This is a genomic window from Acidovorax sp., from assembly GCF_022763525.1.
In the GTDB taxonomy this organism is placed as follows: Bacteria; Pseudomonadota; Gammaproteobacteria; order Burkholderiales; family Burkholderiaceae_C; genus Acidovorax.
Window position 1 is genome coordinate 1 of sequence record NZ_JALEGG010000247.1, and the last position, 6,717, is coordinate 6,717.

The following is a 6,717-nucleotide window of genomic DNA, read 5'->3' on the forward strand; positions in this document are numbered from 1 at the left end:
CGTACATGCGTTGCAGCACATAGGGATGGCTTTTCAGCGTCCAGGCCGTGCCCGGCTGAATCGGCTGGCGCAGCACGTAGCGGGGATGCGGGTCCGGCACCGGCTCCAACTGCACCACCAAGCGCTTGGCGATGCGATAGATACCACTGTCGTCCTCGGCAATGATGTAGTCCGTGCCCGAATCAGTGCGGCGGACGGCGCGGGTGATGCCATCCTCGCGCGTGCGTTCCACATTGCGAATGCGAAACAGGGCGCTGCTGCGCTGGCCGTCGCGTTCGGTGGTCACGCGGTAGGTCCAGGACAGCCCTTCATTGAGCGGGAAATAGCCTTGCGGGGCCTCGTTACAGGCGGCCAGCAGCAGGGCCAGGCCCAGCCAGAGCAGGGTGCGCATGCGCTACTTCTCCGGTAGCCGCGGGTCGGGCAGATCCTCGACCGTGATGCGCTGGTCCGGTGTGGCCATATGCGTCTGGTCGGTCGGGCGCTCGTCGCGTTCGCCGTCGAAGGTGGTCGCCAAGCCGATCTGCACATTGCCGTCGCGCCGGCGCTTGTCCGCCTCGGCCAGGGTGTTGTGGATGACCGCGTCATAGGGCAGGGCGTAGGCCCGAGGGCGCAGGGCGGGGCGGTCGCCTTCCAGCGAGGTGGCCCAGATATGGATGCTGCCCGCGGTGCCCTCGCGCTTGTCTGGCTCGTTGATGCTGGAGGCCAGCAGGATGAAGCGCTCCGGTAGCGGGTGCTGGGTCGGCCAGCCGAGCATGGCGGTGAGGCTGCTGTAGGTCACGAAGTACAGCCCCGTCACCATCAGCACGCAGCCGGCGCGAATCCACAGCGCCCAGTGGCTGAAGATCACCAGCCCGGCCAGGATGGCCATCACAGCGCTGTAGGCCAGGGCCAGTCCGATCACTGCTTCGTTCATGCGGTCCTCATAGGGCTTCGACGGGCGCCAGGGATTTGTAACGGCGGTTGACGTTGATGATGCTGCCGTCGCGGGTCACCGTGAAGCGCACCGCGGTTCGCTCGTTGCCCACGTGCGGCAGCTGCAGGGTGCCGTAGTAGATGACTTCCAGTTTCGGGTTCACGCGCACCACCTTCACCTCCACATCCACCGGCAGATCGCTGGCGGCATAGAAGTAGTGCGTGTTCACCACGTACTCGCCAGGCGAGGTACCACGGATGGTGACCACCTCCTGATTCAGCGGATTGGCGATCTTCTCGCCGTCCACCAGGATCATGTCGTTGGCCATGCCGCGGTCATCGCGGTCCAGGTGCATCAGGCCGGCCTCGGTGTTCTTGAACCACACGATGCGGCCCTTGGGGTCTTCCACCCACAGGTCGATGTCATCGTCGGTATTGTCCGGCCACTGCATGGTGATGATGACCTCGGCCTTGGGGTCGATGATGCCCTGCTTGGCCGGCGGGTTCAGAAACATGATCGCCACCAGAAACAGGAAGGTGAAGGCCAGCAATGAGTTGAACAGCAGATCGGTAAACGGGTCCTGCTCGGTGGATCGCCGCTGGCGGAACATCGCCATCTAGGCCACGCCTTCCAGCAGATGCACTTCGGCGTAATGCACGGCATCGGCCACCAGCCGATCGGCGGCGCGGTCCAGCATCAGGTACTGAAAGCCCAGCAGCATGCTGCCCAGCAGGCCCACCAGCGTGGTGTTCAGGGCCACGCCCATGCCCACGGTCATGTCCTGCAGCACCTGCTGCACGTTGTCCACGTCAAAGGACTCCATGCCGGACACCGAGCCCAGCATCAGCACAAAACCGATGACGGTGCCGATCAAACCAAGCTTGGTCAGCATGCCGGTCACAAACCAGCCCGTCTCATGCGGCCCGCGTGCCTGTTCGGCCAGCACCTGCGTCAGCTGCGCGTTCTCCAGCTGGTAATCCTGGTGGCGCGCGTCGGACTGCCCGTACTTCTGCACCAGCGCGTGGAAATAGCCGGCGGGCAGGGAAGGCGCGCGTTCATGCGCTGAAGCCGGCCCTATCCATTCGCCCGTCAGCCGGATGGCGCGCATTTCGTTCAGCTGCTGCGACAGAAACCAGGCGCGCAGCGCGCAGTGCCCGGTCGCGCCCAGGAACAGTGCCACGATCACCTTGGAGAGATGGGTCGGGTCCTGCTGGAAGACCGGCGCCAGAAAACCCTGCGCCCAGGCAATCCACACCGCGAAGCTCACCAGCCCCGCGAACAGCATCCATTGCAGAAACAGCCGATGCGACGGCTCAGGTTGCGTCACGCTGCGTCGTCCTCCATGCCCCCGGTGTAGCCTTGCACCCGGGCGTCCTTATCGTAAGCACACGCATGAGAAAGCGCACCCAAGCGCGTGGAATAGCAGCGCATTCAAACCGTTCAATGCGCCGCAGGCAAGAAATATTGTGCGGTCTGCACAACTACTGCAGAGTAGCCCACAAAACAATTGGCTAAGGTGCAGTAATGGACGGGGAGAACAAGGCCAGCCTGGAGGCCGCCATCGCAGACCTGAAACACGCGCAGCGCGTGCTGGTCATCACCGGCGCTGGTATTTCCGCCGACTCCGGCCTCCCCACCTACCGCGGTGTCGGCGGTCTCTACGACCGCGACCTCACCGAAGAAGGCTTTCCCATCGAGGAATGCCTGTCCGGTGGCATGTTCCGCCAGCGGCCGGACATCACCTGGAAATACCTCTACCAGCTCGAATCCACCGCGCGCGGCGCTGGCCACAACGCCGGCCACAAAGCGCTGGCCGACATGGAAAAGCACTTCGAGCGCTTCACCATCCTCACCCAGAATGTTGACGGCTTCCATCGAGACGCGGGCAGCACCGACGTCATCGAAATCCACGGCAACATCCACACCCTGTTCTGCACCGCCTGCGGGGCAGAGGAGTGGGTGGCGGACTTCTCCCACCTGGAGGAAATCCCGCCCAAGTGCGAAGCCTGCCAAGCCATCGTCCGCCCCAGAGTCACCCTGTTCGACGAATGGCTGCCCGAAGAAGCCGTCGGCCGCCTGGAACACACCATGGCCCAAGGCCCGGACTTTGTCATGAGCATCGGCACTATCGCCGGCTTTCCCTACATCGCCGCGCCGATGATTCATGCGGCCAACAGCGAGATTCCTACGTTGGAGATCAATCCCAGTGAGACCGAGGTCTCGGCCTTCGCCAAGCATCCCATCCGCCAACGCGGTATCGAAGTTCTACCCAAACTCCAGCGAGCGCTGCAATAGGAAAAGACCCATGCCCCCAACCGAGATACACACCGAATCCTACGAAGGCCAATGCTTGTGTGGCGCAGTGCGCCTCAAGACCCAACTGAAGTCCAACCATGTCGATGCCTGCCACTGCAGCATGTGCCGCAAGTGGGGCGGGGGGCCATTTCTCGCCGTGCAATGCGAGGGGGAATTGCAGTTCGAGGGTGGGGAGCACATCGCCACCTACCAGTCCTCCCAATGGGCAGAGCGCGGCTTCTGCAACTCCTGCGGCACCCACCTGTATTACCGGCTACGCGAGGGAAATACGTACGCCCTGCCGGTGGGTCTTCTTCAGGAGCAACAGGCGTGGGCGTTCACCGAAGAAATCTTTATTGACGAGAAGCCAGACTTCTACTCGTTTGCACAGGAAACCAAGAAGCTGACGGGCGCAGAGGTATTTGCCCAGTACTCGAATGAATAAACGTCTTTACGCCGAACGGTCCGGACGCCGTTGCCTCATGGAAATACGGCGAGTTACCGGTAATACCTTATCGAACATCGCGGAGTTATGAAGTGCACGCTATGATTCAATCAAGACGCACGCTAGCTAATCGCTGTTGAACTAACAAGGAGGAACCATGGCACATCCCTACATATCAGGGCCCGGGAACATCGCCACTATGGTCCGCAATCTGCGAAAGTCGTTTCCGAAGTCTGTGACCTCCGAAACAGTGAAAAAGTACGGGTTGGCTCCCAATAACGAAAGCTATCTGATCAATGCTCTCCAGTTTATCGGCTTGTTGGATGATGACGGCAACAAGACAGAAGCTGCAACTAAGGCATTCTCAAACCACAAAGATGAAGCTTTTCAGAAGGCCTTCGCTGACTTAATTAAGGACGCCTATTCTGATCTATTCGACCTTTATGGAGATCAAGCGTGGGCTTTAGAGATTGACGATTTGATTACTTTTTTTCGATCGAGCGATCAAACTAGTGATGCTATCGGTCGCCGCCAGGCGAACACCTTTAAAGTGTTTGCTGGCCTTGCAGGGCAGGCTGATCTTCCGGAACCGCGCTTAAAGAAAACAAAGTCAGAAAGCTCAAAGAATGCGTCACCGAAGAAGAACTCCACCGCTACTAGGAACAAGGCACCTTCCACTTCGACGTCTGGCGGCGGTGCCGGCAGTGTTGTTTCGACTGAAAAACAGCTTGGCCTTACCGTGCGCATTGAAATCAACTTGCCAGCGGATGGTGATAAAGAGACCTATGACAACATTTTTAAGAGCATTCGGGAAAATCTAATTGACTCGTAAGCCTCTAAAAAACTTCGAAAACCTTGTTCGTTCCGCTGGAGCATTAGGCTACACACCGACAGAGGATGCGGATCTACATCCGTTTGATGAGCGAAACATCCATCCTGCAATAGTAACCGTATCGAAGCGGCTCTTCGATGATGGACACTATGCTCAAGCCACTTTTGAAGCCTACAAATACATCGACAAAGAGGTTCAGAAACTATCGAAGCTGAGCGAAACGGGGTTTAAGTTGATGATGCAGGCCTTTTCTGATTCATCGCCGTCAATAAAGCTGACTAACCTTTCAACGGCGAGTGAGATAGACGAGCAAAAAGGGTACCAATTTATCTTCGCCGGATCTGTAATGGCGATTAGAAATCCGAGGGGACATGAGTACGCGATAGCAGAGACTCCCGACGAGTGCCTTGATCACCTAAGCTTGGCATCGCTTCTTAAGCGGCGCTTGGATCGACGTATAGCATGAGGGTAATAGGGGACAGACCACGGTTTACGGGAATTACAGTTAATCAATGCCAATCACATCAAGTTAATCGGTGCGCCCGCAAATCCTGGGTGGTTGGGTGTGTTGAATAACGTATTGCCGTATTACTGCTAAGCCCCACAGAAGGCGTGTGCTAGGCGCTCAGGCGCCTGCGTTTTCGAATGCCGTACCCAGCTCGCGTACAACTTCTGCAGCGGGGCGCAGTTCGGTCATCTCTGACACGCACTCGCCGGCATAGAGTGGGGACACCTCGCAGCGGTCCGCCGGCATCTGCCGGGTCAAGGGGAAGGGCCCGAAGAATGGCAGGCTTGGGCGCTCCCAACGGATCAGCGTTTCTCCGGCACTGAGCGGCAGCAGGCGGCTCGGCGCCTCGAACAGACTGTTCATGCTGGAGAGCCAGCGCGGCGCCTGGGCATCCTTGCGGCACCAGCTTCGAGTGGCGGCATTCGGCACTACGCGGTGTGGTGCGTTCCAGCCGAATCCGAAGAGGTCGGTGAGCAGGGTTTCGCGGGCTTCAAGGAGGGCCTGCTTGTAGTTGTCGTGGGCGTTGCTTTCCGGGGTGAGCAGGAAGCGTGTTCCTGCTGCCACGCCATCCGCGCCCATCGCGCGAGCGCGGGAGACGGAGGCTGCGTCGAAGATTCCGCCGGCGGCGATTATCGGCACTTCGGGGTGCCGATGACGCACGGCCGGAAACAACTCTGCCAGGGGCTGGGTCGAACGCACGTGGCCGCCAGCCTCGTTGCCTTGCAGGATCAGCGCGTCGGCACCGTCGCGGAGCACAGAGTCGGCTTCAGCGATATCGCCCACCTGATAGATCACGTAGCAGCCGGCTTCCTTCAGCTCGCGCAAGATCGCGGCGTCGTGGCCGAAGAAGACTGAAACCACCGGTACGCGCTGTTCGATGCAGGCGCGTACGTGCCCGCGCCGCAGCAGTGGCATGAGCAGATTGGCGGCGAACGGCACTCCGTCTAGTTCTCTTTGGGCGCGCTTGATCTCGTCCGCGAATTGGGTTTCCGGCATCAAGCCGATCGTGCCGAGTCCGCCAGCGCGCGATACCGCGATTGCCAGATCGGCCGTCGATATACCGCCGCCCAGCGCTGCCTGGACAACCGGCCAGCGCAGCCCCAGTGCCTTCGTCCATGTTGTGCTCATCGCGTGCCTCTCTTCGCAGCTTCCACGGGCTTACGGTGACACATCACTTGTTCCACCACGCGTGCTGCCCCCATTTGCCAGCACTCCAGGGCCGGCCCTCGCCGAAAAGGTTTCAAAGCCAAAGCGAGCTCGGGCATTGACGCTTAGTGGCACGACTTGATGGATCGTTGTAAGCCAATCACCGAACCTTTTGAGCTGTCATGCCGCGCGAAACTCGACCTTTTCCACCCCATCCAAGTTGACTGACTGCCGGGCCTTCCAGAGGTCATGGTTGTCCTGCATCGTGAGCCAGCTCTCCGGACTGCGACCGAGTGCCTTCGAGAGGCGCAGTGCCATTTCACAACTCAGGCCACTGCTTCCGTTCAGTACACGGTTAAGCGTGGACGGGGAAACCCCGAGCTTGGCAGCGAGGTGCCGGCCGGTGATCTCGAAGGGCTCCATGTACACCTCGCGGATGAACGCACCCGGGTGCGGGGGATTGTGCATAGCCATCAGTGATAGTCCTCATGATCCAGTACGTAGGCGTTGCCATCGCGCAACGCGAACGTTTCCGGCCAGTTGCCACTCAACCAGAATGACCAATGTTCAGCCTACGC

The 6,717-nt window shown here is 59.7% G+C and carries 9 protein-coding genes and 1 pseudogene; 4 read left to right on the top strand and 6 right to left on the bottom strand.

What is annotated here, in order from left to right:
* From MRY84_RS18990 to MRY84_RS19005, 4 genes and pseudogenes are all read right to left on the bottom strand, one after another.
* Positions 1-391: pseudogene (locus tag MRY84_RS18990) on the bottom strand (hypothetical protein); the annotation flags it as partial.
* Positions 392-394: 3 nt separating this feature from the next.
* Positions 395-913 (bottom strand): hypothetical protein, encoded by a 519-nt coding sequence (locus MRY84_RS18995; RefSeq protein WP_223055811.1) that lies wholly within the window; start codon positions 911-913, stop codon positions 395-397.
* A gap of 7 nt (positions 914-920) precedes the next feature.
* Complete coding sequence (locus tag MRY84_RS19000) at positions 921-1,529, bottom strand: hypothetical protein (protein WP_290567326.1); 609 nt, start codon at positions 1,527-1,529, stop codon at positions 921-923.
* Complete coding sequence (locus MRY84_RS19005; RefSeq protein WP_223055812.1) at positions 1,530-2,240, bottom strand: MotA/TolQ/ExbB proton channel family protein; 711 nt, start codon at positions 2,238-2,240, stop codon at positions 1,530-1,532.
* A gap of 197 nt (positions 2,241-2,437) precedes the next feature.
* On the opposite strand from MRY84_RS19005, the gene MRY84_RS19010 reads away from it, so the two are divergent.
* The 4 genes from MRY84_RS19010 to MRY84_RS19025 all read left to right on the top strand — a co-directional run bounded on the left by MRY84_RS19010 (position 2,438) and on the right by MRY84_RS19025 (position 4,951).
* Entirely contained in the window at positions 2,438-3,208 is a 771-nt protein-coding gene (locus tag MRY84_RS19010; RefSeq protein ID WP_223055813.1) for a Sir2 family NAD-dependent protein deacetylase, read from the top strand.
* A 10-nt stretch (positions 3,209-3,218) separates the two neighbouring features.
* The gene (locus tag MRY84_RS19015; RefSeq protein WP_290567327.1) at positions 3,219-3,653 is read left to right on the top strand and encodes a GFA family protein; all 435 of its coding nucleotides are present in this window, start codon (positions 3,219-3,221) and stop codon (positions 3,651-3,653) included.
* Between the two features lie 157 nt (positions 3,654-3,810).
* Positions 3,811-4,485 carry a DUF5343 domain-containing protein gene (locus MRY84_RS19020; protein ID WP_223055815.1) on the top strand — a complete coding sequence of 225 codons (675 nt, stop codon included), beginning with the start codon at positions 3,811-3,813 and terminating at the stop codon, positions 4,483-4,485.
* The gene (locus tag MRY84_RS19025) at positions 4,475-4,951 is read left to right on the top strand and encodes a TIGR02391 family protein (RefSeq protein WP_223055816.1); all 477 of its coding nucleotides are present in this window, start codon (positions 4,475-4,477) and stop codon (positions 4,949-4,951) included. The genes MRY84_RS19020 and MRY84_RS19025 overlap by 11 nt, the downstream gene beginning before the upstream one ends.
* A gap of 159 nt (positions 4,952-5,110) precedes the next feature.
* Here the strand turns inward: MRY84_RS19025 and MRY84_RS19030 are convergent, their stop codons facing one another.
* On the bottom strand, positions 5,111-6,121 hold the full coding sequence (locus MRY84_RS19030; RefSeq protein WP_223055817.1) for a nitronate monooxygenase: 1,011 nt from the start codon (positions 6,119-6,121) through the stop codon (positions 5,111-5,113).
* Between the two features lie 198 nt (positions 6,122-6,319).
* A complete protein-coding gene (locus MRY84_RS19035; RefSeq protein ID WP_290567328.1) occupies positions 6,320-6,613 on the bottom strand; it encodes a HigA family addiction module antitoxin in 294 nt (97 codons plus the stop codon).
* Positions 6,614-6,717: the final 104 nt, after the last annotated feature.